We start from the raw sequence: 17,628 nt of genomic DNA on the forward strand, positions 1-17,628 counted from the left end.
CCCTTGAGGCGTGGGCGAGCGGGGCCGGCATTCGGTGCAAGGAGCGTATTGATGACCAAGCGCATGATCATCATGGTGATAGCCCTCGTCGTCGTGTTCGGCGGCGTCTTCGGCTACAAGGCCGTGGGCAATTACTTCATGGCGAAGTACTTCGCCACTTTCCAGCCGCCGCCGTCGAGCGTCGAGGTCAAGCCGGTACAAGCGGTCCAATGGCAGCCGCGTCTTGCGGCGCCGGCCTCGCTCAGCGCCCTGGAAGGCGTGATCGTCAGCAACGAGGTCGAGGGCGTGGTCAAGTCCATCGACTTCAAGCCGGGCGCGAAGGTCGAAAAAGGCCAGCTCCTGGTCCAGCTGGACGACGAGCAGGATGTCGCGAACCTGAAAGGCCTGAAGGCCAAGCTGGTACTCGCCAAGCTCAATTTCGATCGTGAATCACGCCTGCTCAAGACCCAGGCGGTTTCCCAGACGAATTACGACACCGCCAAGGCCAATTACCAGGCTGCCGCCGCCGAAGTGGACGCGCAGCAGGCCTATATCGCCAAGAAGGCGATTCGCGCACCCTTTGCGGGCGTGGTCGGCATTCGGCGCGTCGATCCCGGGGAATACCTGAAGGCGGGAACCGAGATCGTCAGTCTGCAGAGCCTCGACAAGCTGCACGCCGACTTCACCCTGCCGGAGCGTGATCTGCCCAAGGTCAAGATCGGGCAAAGCGTCGAATTGCACGTGGACACCTATCCGGACCACGTCTTCAAGGGTGAGGTGACGGGCATGGACCCGCGCGTCGAACCCGCCACCCGCAATTTCAAGGTTCAGGTGACCCTGGACAACTCGGAGGGCCTGCTGCGTCCCGGTATGTTCGCCATGGCTGACGTGCTGCTGCCGATCCAGGAGAACGTGCTTACCGTGCCGGTTACCGCCGTCGCCTACAACCCTTATGGCGATGCGGTCTTCCTGGTTGAGGAGGGCAAGGACAAGCAGGGTAAGCCGCAGTTGACGGTCAAGCGCCAGTACGTCAAGACCGGCGAGACACAGGGCGATCACGTCGTGATCACGACCGGCCTGCAGGCCGGGCAGCGCATCGTGACGGTCGGCCAGCTGAAACTGCGCAATGGTTCGCGCATTGTCATTACGAACGAGGGTTCGAACGCCGGTAAGAATTCGGCGAAGGACAGCGACTAATGCGTTTTACGGACATCTTCATTCGCCGGCCGGTGCTGGCGACGGTGATCAGTCTGCTGATCCTGCTTCTCGGCCTGCGGGCGGTGTTCAATCTGCCGGTCCGCGAATATCCGAAAACGGAAACGAGCGTCATTACCATCACCACCTCGTATCCCGGTGCCAGCGCCCAGTTGATGCAGGGGTTCGTGACCACGCCGATTCAGCGGGCCATCGCGAGTGCGGATGGCATCGATTACATCACCGCCACCAGTACCCAGGGCACCAGTACGATTACGGCCAATATCCGCCTGAACTTCGACCCCAACGTCGCCATGACCCAGATCATGGCCAAGGTCAATCAGGTCCGTAACCAGTTGCCCGCATCCGCCGAAAGTCCGGTGATCACGCAAAGCACCGGTTCGCGCACCGCGCTGATGTATCTGAGCTTCTGGAGCGAGCAGATGTCGGCCGAGCAGGTGACCGACTATCTGAATCGCGTCGTGGTGCCCAAGCTCGAATCGGTGTCGGGGGTGGCGCAGGCCGAGGTGATCGGCGGCCATTCGTTTGCCATGCGTGTCTGGTTGGAACCCGACCGGTTGGCCGCGCACAACCTGACGCCGGCCGATATCGTCGCCAAATTGCAGGCCAACAACTATCTGGCGTCGGTCGGCAAGACCAAGGGCAATGAGGTCGGCATCGATATTTCCGCCAATACCGATCTGCACAACGCGGACGAATTCCGTCAGATGGTCGTGGCCCAGGATAACGGCACCCTGGTGCGGCTGGGCGATGTCGCCAAGGTCGATCTGGGTTCCGAGACCTACGATTCGTCGGTGGTCTTCAATGGACAGCGCGCCACCTTTATCGGTGTCCAGGCGACACCGACGGCCAATCCGCTGACGGTTATTTCCGACGTCAAGAAAATCTTCCCCTCGGTTCAGGCGCAGATGCCGAGCGCGCTGAATTCCAAGATCGTTTACGACGCCACGCAATACATCCGCGATTCCATCAAGGAGGTGTTGCAGACGATTCTGGAAGCCCTGGTCATCGTCATGGTGGTGATCTATTTGTTCCTGGGCAACTTCCGGGCGGTGTTGATCCCGGCGGTGACCATTCCATTGTCAATTATCGGTGCGGCGTTCCTCATGCTGTTGATGGGCTATTCCATCAATTTGCTGACCCTGCTTTCGATGGTGCTCGCGATCGGTCTGGTGGTGGACGACGCCATTATCGTGGTGGAAAACGTCCACCGGCATATCGAGGATGGTGAGTCGCCGTTCGAGGCCGCGCTGCACGGCGCGCGGGAGCTGGGCGGACCGGTGATCGTCATGACGCTCACCCTGGCCGCGGTATATGCCCCGATCGGCTTTCTCGGTGGTCTGACCGGTGCGCTGTTCACTGAGTTCGCCTATTCGCTGGCCGGCGCGGTACTGATATCCGGCGTGGTCGCCCTCACCCTGTCCCCGATGATGAGCTCCAAGCTGTTGCAGGGCGGGGAGAGAGAAAACCGTTTCGAACATTTTCTGGAGCACCTGTTCGAGGGGCTCAAAAGGCGTTACCAGAATCTGTTGCACGGCTCGTTGAATTATCGCCCGGTCACCTATGTGATGGCCGTAGTGATCCTCGGCAGCATCTATTTTCTTTACGGCACGGCCAAGCACGAGCTGGCGCCGGTAGAGGATCAGGGCGTGCTGTTCATCAGCGCCAACGCGCCGAAGGACGCCACGTTGCCCTACGTGGAAAAGTACACCCACGAGTTCGAGAAGATATTCGACAGCTTCCCTGAGAAAGACCGTTACTTCATGATCAACGGTCGGGGCGAGGTCGACAATGTCATCGCCGGCTTTATCATGAAACCCTGGAGCGAGCGTACCCGGTCGCAGAGTCAGGTCAAGCCTATTCTGCAGCGGGAGCTTGCAGGGGTCGCGGGCCTGAAGTCGGTGGTGTTCCCGCTGCCCACCCTGCCGGGCGGCGGCCAGGGTCTGCCGGTACAGTTCGTGATTACCTCCACCGGCGATCCGCGTCTGCTTTATGACGTTTCGCAACAACTGCTGCAGGCGGCGCAGACAAGCGGCAAGTTCATCTTCGTGGATTCGGATCTGAAATATCAGAATCCTCAGATCCATATCAAGATCGACCGGGCCAAGGCGGGCGAGCTGGGCATTTCCATGCGGGATATCGGCAGTTCCCTGAGCGCGATGCTGGGCGGCGGCTATATCAATTATTTCAATCTCGCCGGGCGCAGCTATAAGGTGATTCCACAGGTGCCCGATGCCGCGAGGGCGACGCCGGAAATGCTCGACAATTACCGTATCCGCACGGCCAGCGGGACATTGGTGCCGCTTTCGACCGTGGCGTCGCTATCCAAGACGGTCGAGCCGAACAAGCTGAATCAGTTCCAGCAGCTCAATTCGGCCACCATCTCGGGCGTGATGATGCCCGGGCAGTCGATCGGCGAGGGCCTGACCTTCCTGCGCGACAAGGCCAAGCAGCTCCTGCCCGCAGGCTTCGGCTACGATTATGCGGGTGAATCACGCCAGTTCATTCAGGAAGGCAGTGCGCTGGCCGTCACCTTCGTGTTCTCGCTGATCATCATCTTCCTGGTGCTTTCGGCGCAGTTCGAGAGTTTCCGTGATCCGATCATCGTGCTGATCAGTGTGCCGATGGCGATTTCGGGCGCCTTGATCTTCATCAGTCTCGGGTTGTCGACTGTGAACATTTACACCCAGATCGGTCTGATCACGCTGATCGGACTGATCAGCAAGCACGGTATCCTCATCGTGCAGTTCGCGAACGATCTGCAACATCAGGGACGCCAGAAGCGCGAGGCGGTCGAGCAGGCAGCCGCCATCCGCCTGCGCCCGATTCTGATGACTACGGCCGCTATGGCCACCGGCGTGGTGCCGCTGTTGATCGCCGCCGGTCCCGGTGCGGTGAGCCGCTTCGATATCGGGCTGACCATTTTCACTGGTATCCTGATCGGCACCATGTTTACGCTGTTCGTGGTGCCGGCGATCTACATGCTGATCGCCAAGGATCATTCGAAGGACCGCGTGCAAGGCGCCTGATTTCTCAGGTGGCTTGAAAAAGACAAGGCCCGGCGAATGCCGGGCCTTTTTTATTGCCGCCTTCGGTTGCGCCGCCGCCGGTAGAGCCATTCAATCAGGCTCGATAGTCCCACCAGTCCTGCCAGCACCCAGATCCGCTGCGGGTCCTCGCGCCAGGTTTGCACCAGCAAGGCGGCCAGTGCCGCCAGGCAGGCCAGCACACCGGCCGCGGCGAGCGGGCGTTTCCCATGGGTGCGGTCGTGCAGCTTGAAGTTCGCCAAGTTGACCAGGGCGAATATGACCAGGAATCCCGCGCTGCCGATGGTGGCGATGCTGCTCAGATCGAACAGATTGGCAGCCAGCAGCGCCGCAAAGGTGGTCAGCAGCAGTCCCTCCAGCGGCTGGTTCCAGATGCGGTGCTCGAGCTGTTCCGGCAGTTCGCCGTCCTTGGCGAGGATATAGCTGACGCGCGCCGCACCGTACAGCGTTGCATTGATGGCCGATGCGGTCGAAAGCAGTGCGGCGATGCCGATCAGGGTATAGCCGGTCGCACCGAGAAAGGGGCGGGCCGCCTCGGCCAGGGCATAGTCGCGCGCATGAATGATCTGCGGCAGCGACAGGGTGCCGACGGTGACGGCGGCCACGGCGATGTAGAGCAGGATGACGAAACCGATGGCGATGTAAAAGGCGCGCGGCAGGTTGTGGGCCGGATCACGAATATCCCGCGCGGTATTGGCGATCAGCTCGAAACCCTCATAGGCCAGGAAGATCAGCATGCCGCCGGCGAGCAGGGTCAGCGGCGGACTCCATGTGTCAGGCGTGAGACGGGCGGGTTGTACGGCCTGCAGACCCAGCAATACGAAACCCAGCAGGATGATCACCTTGACGACTACGATCCCGGTCTCGGCGCGGCTGACGATCTGTGAGCCGGCGATATTGAGCAGGGTGAGGGCGAGAATGACCGCGGTTATGAGACTGTGCTTCAGCATGGCGCTGTGCGGGTCGCCGAACAGGCTGGCGCCATAACTGCCGAAGGCGTAGGCGTACAGGGCCAGCATGATGATGTAGCTGAGCCACAACAGGATGTTGAGCGAACCGCTGAACAGGCCGCTGCCGAAGGCCTGGTTGAGGAATTCGACCGTACCGCCCTGCGACGGTATGGCAACCGACAAACGCGCATAGGAGTAGCCGGTCAGCAGCGCGACCAGGCCGGCGAACAAAAAGGCCAGCGGTGCGCCGCCGTGCGTGAGCTGGACCGACAGTCCGAGGACGGCGAAGATGCCGCCGCCGACCATGCCGCCGATGCCGATGGCCACGGCGCCCCACAGGCCGATTTTGCCTTGTTGCTTCATGTGGTTCCTTGTCGATTGGTATGGGCGGGGTCAGAAATGCTGCGCACTGGCAGCCCGCCATTCCGCGGCATAGGCCGGCGGCGGCGAGCCGCCGAGCAGGGCCCCGGTTTCGAGATACGGATAAATCTCCGCGCAGGTGCGCGGCGTGCCTTCAGCCATGCGCCGCATGATGTGGTGCGGCTGCAGTTCGTCCGGGTCGTCGACCCCCAGCGCGCCGCACAGGTTGACGAAACTGCGCATCGTCGCCTGGTGGAAACGGCACACCCGGGCGGCCTTGCTGGTCACGTCGATGGCGCGCGCCCGGCGGCGGTCCTGGGTCGCGACGCCGCTCGGGCAGGTGTTGCGGTTGCAGCGCAGGGCCTGGATGCAGCCGAGCGCGAACATCATCGGTCTGGCCATGCTGCACAGATCGGCGCCCAGCGCGATCTTTTCGATCATGTCGAAGCCGGTGGCAATCTTGCCGCTGGCGATGATGCGGATGCGGTCACGCAGACCGATGCCGTTCAGGCAGCTGTGGACGAACACCAGCGCCTCGTTGAGCGGCGTGCCGAGGTTGTCGGTGAATTCCACCGGCGCGGCGCCCGTGCCGCCCTCGGCGCCGTCCACGCTGATGAAATCGGGTGTGATGCCGGTTTCCAGCATCGCCTTGCAGATGCCCATGAATTCCTCGCGCCGGCCGATACACAGCTTGATACCGACTGGTTTGCCGCCCGACAGCGCGCGCAGGCGGGCGATGAATTGCAGCAGACTGAACGGCGAGTCGAAAGTGTTGTGCATCGGCGGCGAGATGCAGTCCTCGCCTTCGGGGATGCCCCGGATCCGGGCGATTTCGGGCGAGATCTTGGCGGCCGGCAGCATGCCGCCGTGCGAGGGCTTGGCGCCCTGCGACAGCTTGAGTTCGATCATCCTGACCTGCGGCTCGCCCGCCAGGCGGGCGAAGGCCTCGGGGTCGAATCTGCCCTGCGGCGTGCGGCAACCGAAGTAGGCCGTGCCGATCTGCCAGATCAGATCGCCGCCGTTGTGGTGATAGGGGCTGATGCCGCCTTCGCCGGTGTTGTGCGCAAAGCCGCCCAGTTGCGCGCCGCGATTCAGGGCCTGGATCGCGGTATAGCTCAAGGCGCCGAAACTCATTCCGGAGATGTTCAGGCGGGAGGCATCGTAGGGCTGGGTGCAGTCAGGGCCGCCGATGAGGATGCGGGTGGAAGCGGGTGAGGGTACCGTGGGGGCGAGTGTGGGCTGCGCATAGGCAAAGCCCGGTGCCGTGATTTCCTGCTGCGTGCCGAACGGCAGCGTTTCCGAGAGGCCCTCGGCGCGCGCGTAGACGAGATTGCGGGTCTCGCGGTTGTAGGGGCGGCCGCTCTGGTTGGTTTCGATGAAATACTGCCGGATCTCCGGGCTGATGAATTCCATCATGTAACGCAAATGCCCGATGACGGGGTAGTTGCGCAGGACGTTGTGATTCGACAGCAGGATGTCGTACAGACCGAGCAGGGTGTACGGGACCACGAACCACAATCCGTACAGTGCCGGCCGCCAGAAGGTCGCAAGTACGGCCACACCGGTCCAGAGCACGGCCAGGCTGAAGTAATAGGGTATACGCATGGTAGACCGCTCATGGCGCGGCCTGTCGGCCGCGCTGCTTTTTTGTGTTTGATTATTATCCTAACAGGCCGCTTCCCGGCCTGTGGTCGGTCCGCTACGACGGCGTGTCGAGGCGGATCGAGAAATCCTCCCCACTCCAGTGCCCGTCCCCGTGGCGCTGCCAGGTGAAATCGACCTGCGTATGTCCGGACAGTTCCTGTGCCGTAAAGGAGGCCGCGTGCAACCCCAGGCCGGTTTCGCGGGTCTGACGGTCCGCGATGTGTTGCCAGCCGTCGTAGCCGAAGTGGAGCCGGGCCGGTTCGGGCAGCCAGATGGTCAGGGTCTGCCCCGGTGCGAGGCGGCTGATGGGTGCGGCAGGCGACCAGAAGGCCCGGTCGGCCTCGGGGCGCCGGCCGTGATAGCGGGCCCATACCGCGGTGGGGCAGTCGACGATACGCTCCTCCTGGCGCGAGGCGACGAGCTTGATGAATTCCGCGTGCGTCCAGGCCAGCGGCATGGCCGATCCCGTCGGGCGTCCGGGATAAAGGCGCCGCCCGGGAATGGGCTCGCTGTCCCAGATCTGTTCGGGGAACATGCCCAGCCCGCCGGTCATGGCGCACATGGATTCGATCAGCGGCAAGGGGTCATAGCCGGCGGCGAGTTCGTAGTGCGCGCGTTCCCCCGTCAGCAGCGGCCAGGCCCGGCCCCGCCCGGCGCCGTCGTAGGGGCTGCCGTCGCGGTGTTCGCCATAGCCGTCGCCGTGGTAGCGGTACCAGCTCGGTCCGGTCGGGGTGTCCACCTTGAGCAGGGTATCGGCGATCTTGAGGCTGTCCAGGATCAGCGGATCATCCGCCTCGCGCAGACCGAAGCGCACCAGTTGCAGAAAGTCGGTGCCGACCTGTTCCTCGGCAGGCAGATGCGGGTCGTGGACGCGGTTCTTGATCGGCAGGATCTGCCAGGCGGCCTGCTGGTCCCCGACGATGGGGCTGGGGGCGATGCGCATGTAATAGCGGGTTACCCCCAGGCGGCGGGCGAGGGCGGTATCCGCTGCCGAGGTCCAGTGTTCCAGGTTGGCGTTCCAGAAGTCGGCCAGCGCCAGCGCATGGTCGCGCGCGGTATCGTCCAGAAAGCGGCTGCCGGCGACCAGTGCGGCGATGCAGACGGACAGGGTGAAGGTGTTGACGCCCCGGTTTTCCTCCCAGCGATCCTGATCGCTGGCCGGCCCCTCGCGGGCGATGAACCCCAGGGCGGCGCGCACCATGCCGGCGACGCGAATGCCGTCCAGAGCGTTGCGCTCGGCCAGCATGGCCGCGAGCAGCACCGGGAAGGCGGCCTCGTCGAGTTGCACCCCCAGCCAGTAGGGCTTGCCGCCCAGCCATTGATTCTGGTTCCAGTGGCCGTCCTCGTGCTGGGTGGCGATGAGATAGCGCAGCACGTTGCGGGCCTCGGCCTCCGCGCCGAGCACCAGCAGGGCGCCGGCGCATTCGACCAGGTCACGCGGCCAGACCAGGTGGTATCCGCCGCGCACGTCGCGGCTGTCCCCCCAGGGAATGCTGAGGCTGGCGACCATGGCGCCGGGATAGGTGCGGTCCATGTGCGAGCGCAGCACCATGGCGGAGGTCTTGAACTGCGACTGCACCCGCGCCGGCAGCTGATGCAGATCCTGATCGCGGGTGTGCTGGCCGTGCCAGTGCAGCCAGTCCGTGGCGAAGTCCTCGAGGATGTTCACAAACGGCTGGGCCAGCGTCCCGGCCGCCAGCGTGGCGGCCGATTCCTTGCTGCTGCCTATGCCCAGCGCGAGCACGCTATGGCGTCCGATCTCGCCGGTCAGCATCACGTTGCCGGGGCCGGCCTGATCCCAGGCCCAGGTCAGTCGGCCGTGGTTGCGAAAGTCTTCCAGCCCGTCGCTCGCGCCGACATAGCCGGCGCTGGTGCGCTCAAAGGTGTCGCGTTGATCCCCGTTTGCCGCAAGCAAAGCAATGCCGAAGGGGCCCTGCTCGGCCCACAGCACGTTGCGTCCGTGATGGCGTTCCGCCCAGGCGAGATTGGCGTCGCCGCTTTCGCCGATCCGCGGGGTGAGCAGCACGTAGGGGCGCAGGGTGTCGTCTCCGGTGAGTTCGACCTCCACCAGCAGCACGTCGCGTACCGGATCCGGACAGACCTGCAGCCGCAACGTGAAGCGTGGGTGGTGATGCAGCATTTCGACGGCCGGCGTTCCGGGGCGCAGCAGGCGCAGGCGGGGATCGGGCAGGGTCTTGATGTCGACCCAGAATCCCCGGCCGTCCGCGACCACGAAGTCCAGGTCGCGGATTTGCGGAATGTCGACCCGCGGGTAATACACCTCGGTCACGATGCCCTGTCCGATGGTGAACCACAGGCGGGCGCTGCGCAGGGCGCAGCCGACCAGGGACTTGTCGCCGGGGGCCCAGCGCGCTTCGCTGCCAGGCGCGCCCGGCGCCTTCACACACCGTTCTCCGGGCGCGAACTGCGGCGATACAGCAAATAGGCGATCAGGAGCGCCAGTACCGCGAGCCCAGTCCCGATGAGCCAGGGGCGGTAGCGATGGATCTGCTCCAGCAGGCCGCCGATGTGATGTCCGAGCTGGTAGGCCATCAGCGTCCATCCGCCCAGCCAACAGGCCACCCCGATCAGGTTGGCCAGCAGGAAGCGCCGCCAGCGCATCTCCAGCATGCCGGCCGCGAGGCCGTGAGTTTGGCGCAGGCCGTCCAGAAAGGGGGCGGCGAGCACCAGACCGGCGCCGTAGCGCCCGAACAGGTTGTGCAGCCGATGCAGGTGACGGCGGTTGATGCCGATTCTGAGCAGCAGCCGGCGTTCGCCCAGGCGTCCGATGCCGTAGGCACCGTTGGCGCCGGCTACGGCACCCAGGCTCGCGGTAAGCAGCACGGTGGCCATGTTCATCTCGCCCTGGCTGGCGAGCAGGGTGGCGGCCAGCACCATGGTGAGGCCGGGCAGCGGAATGCCGAGAAATTCGAGGCCCACGGTGAGAAAGATGGCGGCGTAGCCGTAATGATCGAGCCACGGCGCAGCGGTGGCGAGGGCATGGTGCAGAAAGGGCATGGCCTATTATGCCGTATCGCCATCGGGCTCCCCATCCTGCAATGTGGTGAACAACCGTTCCGCCGCCTCGGGACCCCGACTGCCCGCGGGGTAATTCGGAAAATCCTCCGCCGTTGTCGCCGCCCAGTGGTCCAGCACCGGCTGCACCAGGCGCCAGGCCGCTTCCGCCTGGTCGGCGCGCATGAACAGGGTGGCGTCTCCGTGCAGGGCGTCGTGGATCAGGGTTTCGTAGGCGGTGGGCTCATGGCCCTGGAAGGATTCCTGATAATCGAACTTCATGTTGACGTCCTGCAGACGCAGTGGCTGGCCCGGCGCCTTGGCATGAAAACGCAGGCTGATGCCCTCCTGCGGCTGCAGGTGCAGGCACAGGCAGTCGCGATGCGTGCCGTCGCGGGCAGTCGCCGGGAAAGCGCGGTGCGGTGTGGGTTTGAAGTGAATGCGGATCTCGGAGCGTTTTTCGTCCAGACGTTTGCCGGTGCGCAGAATGAACGGCACGCCTTCCCAGCGCCAGTTGTCGATATGCAGGCGCAGGGCGGCAAAGGTCTCGGTGTTGGAATCGGCGGCCACCCCCGTTTCCTCCCGGTAACCGGGCACCGGTTTGCCGGCGATGCGCCCGGCGGCGTACTGGCCGCGTACCGCGTGCGCGTGGGCGCGTTCGATGGGGCGCAGGGCGTACATGACGTCCATCTTGCGGTTGCGGAGGTCCTCGGCCTCATAGGTTGCGGGCGGCTCCATGGCGACCAGCGTGAGCAGCTGGATGAGATGGTTCTGGATCATGTCGCGCAGGGCGCCGGCCTTTTCGTAATAGCCGGCACGGTGCTCCACGCCGAGCGATTCGGAAACGTCCACCACCACCTGGCGAATGTACTGGCGGTTCCACAGGGGTTCGAAGATCGGGTTGGCGAAGCGCAGCGCGAGAATGTTCTGTACCGTTTCTTTGCCCAGGAAGTGATCGATGCGATAGATCTGAGTTTCCTCGAAACCTTCGCGCAGGGTTTCGTTCAACATGCGAAAGCTGTCGATGTCGTATCCCAACGGTTTTTCCACGATCAGCCGGGTGCGTTTGACCGGGCGGTTCAGTTCCGCCGTGGTCAGTCCCTTGGCGATGGGCGCGAACAGGCTCGGCGGCACCGCGGTGTAGAAGATGCGGTGTGCCTTGCCCGCCTGTTTCTCGAAGTCGGCGATCGGTGCCCGCAGCGTCTTGAAGTCCTGCGGGTCGGTTGCATCCAGCGCCTGGCATGCAAGATGGGACATGAAGTCGCGCCAGGTCTTCGTATCGAACACGTCGGAATGCTTCGCGAAGCCCTGCCAGTGCTTGCCGAGCGCCTGGGGGGAAAGCGCCTCGCGATCCACAGCCAGGAGCCGGAAAGGTTGCGGCAGCTTGTCCTGGTGGTAGAGCGCATACAGGGCGGGGATGACCAGCCGGGCGGCCAGGTCGCCGCCTGCGCCGAACAGGACGAGTATCCCTGCCTGTCTGTCGGCGGCGCCTGCCGTCATGCCGGTCAGCCGGCCGCCCGTTTGGGCTGTCCGGCCTGGGCGGCGATGGTGTCGAGCAGATGCCGGTACGCGTGCTCGAACTTGTCGAGCCCCTGATGTTCGAGTTCCACGCTGATGGGGTTGAGGTCGATGCCGTGATGGGCGAGTGCCTCGAGCACCGCCGGCGCCTGCTTCATGGTGTCGTGGATGCGTGCCTGCGGATTTCCATGATCTCGATAGGCCGCCAGGGTATCGAGCGGGACCGTGTTCACGGTTTCCGGCCCGATCAGGGCCTCGATGTATTTGACGTCGCTGTAGGCCGGATTCTTGGTGCTGGTGCTGGCCCATAGCAGCCGCTGCGGGCGGGCGCCGTGTGCGGCCAGGCCCTGCCAGACATCGCCCTGATGAAAGGTTTGTTCGTAGTGCCGGTAGGCGAGGCCGGCGCAGGCCAGCGCGGCATGGCCCTGCAGATCCTCGGTCGCGGGACCGTCGTTTTCCGTAAGCAGTTCATCGACGCGGGTGTCGATGCGGCTGAGGAAGAAGCTCGCCACGGAGGCGATCTGGCCGATTGGAAAACCCCGTTCCAGCCGGTCGCTCAGGCCGTTGATATAGGCCTGCTGAACCTCGAGGTAGCGCTGCACGGAAAACAACAGGGTGACGTTGACGTTGATCCCGTCCGCCGTGAGCGTGCGGATCGCCCCGAGTCCCTCCAGGGTGGCGGGCACCTTGATCATGGCGTTGGGGCGGCCGATCAGTTCCCAGAGCCGACGCGCCGTTTTCACCGTGGCGTCCGCATCGCGGGCCAGATCCGGCGGCACTTCCAGGCTGACGTAGCCGTCGCCGCCCTGCGCCCGATCGTACAGCGGCCGCAGCACATCCGCGGCCGCCCGGACGTCGTCGAGCGTGATCCGTTCGTAGATCTCGGTGGGGGCGTGTCCTTGCGCGGCCAGGGTCTGGATCTGCTGCTGGTATTCGCGATGCCTGTCCACGGCCTCTGCGAAAATAGACGGGTTGGTGGTGACCCCGCGCACACCGTCCTGTTCGATCAGGCAGGCGAGGGTGTTGTCCTCGAGCATCTGGCGGTCGATGTGATCGACCCAGATCGACTGGCCGAGGGCATGGAGTCTTGCCAGGGGATTGGGGGATGCTTCGCTCATCTTGGCTCTCCTCTCTGAGTCGTGGCCTTTCCCTGATATGAAGCAAAAGGGATACCAGTCGCTGATTTCTCCATAATCAGTCGGTTAGGACTGGCAGTGGACCAGATGTCCACATGGTCGGCCCGGTATTGGTTGATATGTACCGGACAGGATGTCTTTCCTGTTCGTCCCTGAACCGCTCTGCGAGCGGAGGCGTATGGCCCTCCGGCCTGCGCAGCGGGTTACTGTTCCATCGGTTTGAGCCTGTACTTGTTTACGCGATAACGCAAGGTCTCGCGGGTCGTCGCCAGGGCGCGCGCCGTGGCGGTGACGTTGTACTGATGCCGCTTGAGCGCGGTCTCCAGAATATGGCGTTCCATATCCTCCAGGGTCATGGTGCCGTCCAGCGGCAGCCATACCCGTTCTTCGTCCTGAAAGGCGATGCTGGGTTCGGACAGGCGCGGACCGAGCTGCAGCCAGTTGCCGGGGAAGGTCTCGTCGGTGGAAAACAATACGCAGCGCTCCACGACGTTGCGCAGTTCGCGCACGTTGCCCGGCCAGGTATGACTCATCAGGCGTGTTATCACCTCGTCGTGAATATGGCGCACCCGCTTGCCGGCCTTGGCGTTGAATTCCTCGACGAAGATCGGCGTCAGGTCCTGGAGGTCCTCCTTGCGGTCGCGCAGCGGCGGCAGTTCGAGGCGGAATACGCTGAGCCGGTGATACAGGTCGGCGCGAAAGCTGCCTTCCCGCACGCTTTGCATGAGATCGCGATTGGTTGCGGCAAGTATCTGGACATCGATGGGTATTTCCCGGTCGCCGCCCAGCCTGCGGATGGTGCGGTCTTCGATGGCCTTCAGCAGCTTGACCTGCAGGTCGAGATCCATTTCGCCGATTTCGTCCAGAAACAGCGTACCGCCGTTGGCCTGTTCCATCAGGCCGCGATGCCGGCCGCGTGCGCCGGTAAAGGCGCCGGCCTCGTGGCCGAACAGTTCGGATTCCAGCAGATCGCGCGGCAGGGCGGCGCAGTTGATCTCGACCAGGGGGTAACCGGCGCGTTCCGCGGCATGGTGCAGGATGCGTGCCGCGAGTCCCTTGCCGGTACCGGTCTCCCCGCTGATGATCAGGGCGGAGAACGGCACCTCGGTCAGCTTGCAGAGCATCTCGCGCACCGTTCGCGCGGCGCTTGAGCGGCCGACGAAGGATTCGGGCGCATAGCGTTTGGTGCGTGCCCGGCTTTCGTCGTTCAGTCGCTGCTGGGCCCGGGCACTGCGGGCGGCGCCGTTGACGATCAGGTCCAGGTGCTGCTGGTCACAGGGTTTGGTGATGAAGTCGAAGGCGCCCAGCTGCATCGCGCGCACCGAGTCGGGGATGGTGCCGTAGCCGGTGAGGAAGATCCATTCGCTGGTCAGTCCCCGCGAGCGTACCCGCTCCAGCAGGTCCAGCCCGTTGCCGTCCGGCAGGCTCATGTCCGACAACACGACCAGAGGCTCCATACCCTGTTCGAACAACAGGTCGGCTGCCCCGGCCAGGTCGTCCGTGCGCAGTACTTCCCAGTCCTGGCGCCGGTAATGGCGTTCGAGTTCGGCGGCCAGCAGGTTTTCGTCTTCGATAATAAGCAGAGTCTTAGGCATCATGGCTTAGGCAGGGCAGTCTCAGGGTGACGCAGGCGCCTCCCGTGGGTTTGTTGCTGAGTTCGATTTGCCCGCCCAGATCGCGGGCGAAGCGTTCGACCATGGACAGGCCAAGCCCGGTGCCGTTGGCCCGGCCGCTGACGAAGGGGCGAATGCCGTGTTCGATCAGGGTGTCGGGAAAACCTGGTCCGTTATCGCTGACGCGCAGGACGAGTTTTCCGCTGTCCGGTTCCGCGGACAGGATGATCTGCCCCTCGCGTGCGCCGATTGCGTGTTCTGCATTCAGCACCAGATTGATGAGGGTCTGGCGCAGGCGATCCTCCGGCACCAGGCACCGCAGCCCCTGGGCCACGTCGTGGTCGAGACGAATGTTCTCAGGTGTTTGATAGCGAACCAGGCTCAGGAGTTCCTTGATGGTGGTGTTCAGTTCCACCTTGCGGGCCGCCTCGGGCTGGTGATGGCTTTGATCCAGCAGGCTGTTGATGAGCTGGGTGATGCGGTGTAACTCCCTGATGACCAGTTCCAGGCGTTCGCAATGTTCGGGGTTGTCGGTCTCCTGCAAAAGATTGCTGAGCGCCATCTGGATGCCGGCCATCGGATTGCGCAGTTCGTGCGCGAAACGGGCGGTGACCTCCCCGACGGCGGCGAGGCGCTCGGAGTTCGCCAGCGTGCGCTGCAGCTGGAGCAGGGTCTGGGTGGCGCTGCGCACCTGCGCCTCCAGGTCGGCGTGCCGGCTGCGGTGTTCGGCCTCGAGCTCCGCCAGCCGGCTGACCAGAACGTTGTAGTTCTGTATCAGCGGCTCGATCAGCGGGTCCGCCCCCTGTGCGTTCGCTGTGCTGTAATCCTGTTTCGCCAGCAGCGACATGAGCGTGCTGAGATTGTCCAACGGCAGCAGGATGCGTTTGCGCAAAATGAACAGGGCCAGCAATGAGGCCAACGGAAGCAGGATCACGATGGCCAGGGCGATATGGAATTCGAGTTCGGTATTGCGCCGCACCTCGCTGAGCAGTTGCTCGTGGGCGCGGGTCTCCTGGGTGATGACCTGGCGTAGCTGGCCCAGGGTCAGAATCAACGCCTCCTCGGGTTTGTCCTGCAGGTTGCTGAGCGCCTGACGCGCGAGTTTGAGATGGGCGCTGGTCTGCGGCAGCAGGTGCTGCGCGTCGTTCATGATTTGCGTGACCTCGCCGCGCAGGTGATGCAGCTGTGCAACCGACACCGATGTGCCCTGGCTCAGGCTGCGTACCAGTTCCTCCTGCAGCCGGAGCTGAGCGTCCTGCACGCGACTCAGTTCGCGCAGATGGGTGCTCAGGGGTTCCAGACGATGCACGTTCAGCCAGGAGATGCCGACCAGCAGTCCCAGCGCGACCAGCAGCAGGCAAAAGCTGATCAGGCTCGGCAGCCAGATCGAGCGGTAAGGGCTGGTGCGCAGCCGTTTCCCCAGCGATTGCGTGTCAGGCCCGTTCATCGTCAGGGCGTTTCTTCGTATCACGGAACAGGGCGTCCGATTCGGTTCGCAGGGCGAACTGGGTGACGCGCAGATACACGCCGAGCCCGATGATCATGAGCGTGCCTGAAAGCAGCAGCAGGGACGGATAGATGAGCAGCTTCATATCCATCTTGCCGGCCTTGAAGATATAGACCAGCGATTCCATGCAAACCGCAATGGCGATGATCGACACGAATTTGCTCAGACTGCGGCGCATTTCCACGGTGCTGGAGCGTGGCGAACGCCGTCGCATGACCTCCTCTTCGAGCAGGAACTTGGCGACGTCGACCAATGCGACCGAGATGACGATGACGCCGATGGCGTTGAGCAGTTCGTCCGTCACAAAATCGCGCCCGGCGTGCATGGCGACCCAGACCTCAAACAGGCCGTAGGACACCAGCAGCAATGCCACGGTGATGAGAATCAGGCTCACCGCGAGATAAAAGTAGCGTGGCAGTGCGGCAACCAGCCAGAACATGGTCAGTACCCCGTGCCGCAGGCGGGCACTGGGTGGCGAAATCGTAGTGCAGCGGGCATGTGATGGCGTGCTCCTGTGGTAGTGAGTCCGTAAGCGGTTTTGTGCGGGTCCGCAGCGGGCGCATTCGCTTTGTCTTCTGGTTTTTATGACTTGGCTTGCGGCCTTGCGTTCGATTCGTGTTGGTGAATTCTGGAAAGCAGGGCGGCACGCAGTTTGACGAGTTCCGCCATGGTGTCGTGCCCGGCGGTGGCGAGTTTGGAGGCCGTTTCGGCCAGCACCCGCTCGCCCGCGGTTTTCCGCAGGTCGTTTGCCGCCATGGCGAGATCATGGCGGGCGCGCGATTTGTGCCAGGGCCAGGTGTAGTAGGCGTCCACGACGTCGTAGTAGGCCAGGACGAGGCCGTGCGATTCGCTGCGTGTCAGCCACTCGGTCAGGCCGATGGCGTGGCGGGTCGCTTCGCGCACCGCGTGCCAGTCGACCTCGGGCAGGGTCGCCGAGCGCAGGGCGGCGTTGACGTCTTCGCGCACGTGGTTCAGGGGGATGACCTCGAAGCGGTAGTCGATCACGTCCAGCAGGTCGTTGAGCCGCGCGGTGGCGATTTTGCGTTCCGCGCGCGAGGTCGCCTGTTGTCCCTGGCGGAGATCGTCAAGCAGCCGGGCCCGTGTCTTGGGGTCGGCGCCGACCAGCACGTCGGAGAGTTCGGCATGAACGGGTATCCATAAATCGGCCGCGGGACGTTTGCTTTGATCTTCGAGATCGGTGCGGATGATATCGGTCTGCGCCCTGACCGAAGCCAGCTCGGGTGACGCATCGAGATCGCCGATCCGGTCGTGTGCCGCGCGCAGGTAGAGGAGGGTGTTTTGAATGTCCCGGTTCTGTTCGCTTTCCAGGCTGCGTTGCAGATCGTGGTAGATATCGCGCCCATCGCTCAGCAGCTTGAGACTGAAGTCGGCAGGGATGCCGCGTATGTCCATGACGTTTTCCCCGCCCTGGTTTCCGTCGTCGACATGAAGAGACGTCGCAGCCCGTACGGTTGATGCACAGGCGATCGTCAGGCCGATGCAGGCGGCCGCGAGGACGAATTTGAAGCGTGGAATGGCGAAGTGCAGTCGTGTCATGCGTTCACTCCTGACGGGTCCAATTTTCACCATGTATCCCTGATGCGCACCAAGCCGGTGCGAAAGTTGTGCTTTCCGGATGTATCG

12 protein-coding genes are annotated in these 17,628 nt (G+C 63.7%); 2 read left to right on the forward strand and 10 right to left on the reverse strand.

What is annotated here, in order from left to right; genetic code table 11:
* Positions 1–51: 51 nt before the first annotated feature.
* Positions 52–1,176, forward strand: coding sequence for an efflux RND transporter periplasmic adaptor subunit (locus P8Y64_00510; GenBank protein MEJ2058957.1), 1,125 nt, complete (start codon positions 52–54; stop codon positions 1,174–1,176).
* Positions 1,176–4,223 carry an efflux RND transporter permease subunit gene (locus P8Y64_00515; protein MEJ2058958.1) on the forward strand — a complete coding sequence of 1,016 codons (3,048 nt, stop codon included), beginning with the start codon at positions 1,176–1,178 and terminating at the stop codon, positions 4,221–4,223. The genes P8Y64_00510 and P8Y64_00515 overlap by 1 nt, the downstream gene beginning before the upstream one ends.
* A 50-nt stretch (positions 4,224–4,273) precedes the next feature.
* Here P8Y64_00515 and P8Y64_00520 read toward each other — a convergent pair whose 3' ends face one another.
* The 10 genes from P8Y64_00520 to P8Y64_00565 form a co-directional block, all read right to left on the reverse strand.
* A complete protein-coding gene (locus tag P8Y64_00520) occupies positions 4,274–5,554 on the reverse strand; it encodes an APC family permease (GenBank protein ID MEJ2058959.1) in 1,281 nt (426 codons plus the stop codon).
* Between the two features lie 30 nt (positions 5,555–5,584).
* Positions 5,585–7,156 (reverse strand): FMN-binding glutamate synthase family protein, encoded by a 1,572-nt coding sequence (locus tag P8Y64_00525; GenBank protein ID MEJ2058960.1) that lies wholly within the window; start codon positions 7,154–7,156, stop codon positions 5,585–5,587.
* Positions 7,157–7,250: 94 nt separating this feature from the next.
* A complete protein-coding gene (locus tag P8Y64_00530) occupies positions 7,251–9,599 on the reverse strand; it encodes a glycoside hydrolase family 15 protein (protein MEJ2058961.1) in 2,349 nt (782 codons plus the stop codon).
* A complete protein-coding gene (locus P8Y64_00535) occupies positions 9,596–10,213 on the reverse strand; it encodes a DedA family protein (protein ID MEJ2058962.1) in 618 nt (205 codons plus the stop codon). Before P8Y64_00535 ends, P8Y64_00530 begins: the two co-directional genes overlap by 4 nt.
* Positions 10,214–10,219: 6 nt before the next feature.
* Positions 10,220–11,710, reverse strand: a complete 1,491-nt coding sequence (gene zwf / locus P8Y64_00540) for a glucose-6-phosphate dehydrogenase (protein MEJ2058963.1) — start codon at positions 11,708–11,710, stop codon at positions 10,220–10,222.
* 5 nt (positions 11,711–11,715) lie between these two features.
* Positions 11,716–12,846: a transaldolase gene (gene tal / locus P8Y64_00545; protein ID MEJ2058964.1), complete on the reverse strand. Its 1,131-nt coding sequence runs from the start codon at positions 12,844–12,846 to the stop codon at positions 11,716–11,718.
* Between the two features lie 221 nt (positions 12,847–13,067).
* Positions 13,068–14,459 carry a sigma-54 dependent transcriptional regulator gene (locus P8Y64_00550; GenBank protein MEJ2058965.1) on the reverse strand — a complete coding sequence of 464 codons (1,392 nt, stop codon included), beginning with the start codon at positions 14,457–14,459 and terminating at the stop codon, positions 13,068–13,070.
* A complete protein-coding gene (locus P8Y64_00555) occupies positions 14,452–15,924 on the reverse strand; it encodes an ATP-binding protein (protein ID MEJ2058966.1) in 1,473 nt (490 codons plus the stop codon). Before P8Y64_00555 ends, P8Y64_00550 begins: the two co-directional genes overlap by 8 nt.
* Positions 15,911–16,423, reverse strand: a complete 513-nt coding sequence (locus P8Y64_00560) for a hypothetical protein (protein ID MEJ2058967.1) — start codon at positions 16,421–16,423, stop codon at positions 15,911–15,913. The genes P8Y64_00555 and P8Y64_00560 overlap by 14 nt, the downstream gene beginning before the upstream one ends.
* Positions 16,424–16,566: 143 nt before the next feature.
* Complete coding sequence (locus P8Y64_00565; GenBank protein MEJ2058968.1) at positions 16,567–17,541, reverse strand: hypothetical protein; 975 nt, start codon at positions 17,539–17,541, stop codon at positions 16,567–16,569.
* Positions 17,542–17,628: the final 87 nt, after the last annotated feature.

The sequence above is a fragment of the Gammaproteobacteria bacterium genome (assembly GCA_037388465.1).
In the GTDB taxonomy this organism is placed as follows: domain Bacteria; phylum Pseudomonadota; class Gammaproteobacteria; order SpSt-1174; family SpSt-1174; genus JARRKE01.